Origin of the sequence: Mesorhizobium sp. M00.F.Ca.ET.216.01.1.1, assembly GCF_004010325.2 — a bacterium.
Classification (GTDB): Bacteria; Pseudomonadota; Alphaproteobacteria; order Rhizobiales; family Rhizobiaceae; genus Mesorhizobium.
Genome location: NZ_SADR02000388.1, coordinates 1 through 315, shown reverse-complemented (window position 1 = coordinate 315; position 315 = coordinate 1). Strand labels below are relative to the sequence as shown.

The 315-nt window shown below is 61.6% G+C and carries 1 protein-coding gene; it reads left to right on the top strand.

All coding sequences use genetic code 11. The features are described 5' to 3' along the window. The first annotated feature begins 13 nt into the window (after nt 1-13). Nucleotides 14-214 carry a hypothetical protein gene (locus tag EN859_RS36615; RefSeq protein WP_189502552.1) on the top strand — a complete coding sequence of 67 codons (201 nt, stop codon included), beginning with the start codon at nt 14-16 and terminating at the stop codon, nt 212-214. Nucleotides 215-315 lie beyond the last annotated feature (101 nt).

The window sequence follows — 315 nt, the reverse complement described above, 5'->3', positions numbered from 1 at the left end:
CGACGGCTGAGCGATGCCTGCATATCTGAAGATGCAGATCAGCCGGGAACTTGATCCGCTCGAATTGCTGCTGGAACAGATCAAGGCGGTTGAGGCTGCTCGCGATGCTGTGCTCGCTGCCGCGCATGTCGTCTCCCCGGCACCGGCGATGCTGATCAATCTAAAATGCATCGGGCCGGAGTTCGCCGCCTTCCTGTGGTCCGAAGGCTGTTAGCGATACTTCGAGAACCGACGACAGGTCAAGCGCTCGACTGGCCGGTCGAGCGGGGCCTGAGGCGACAGCGCGGTCAGAGGCGTCTGTTCCTCGGGTTTCCA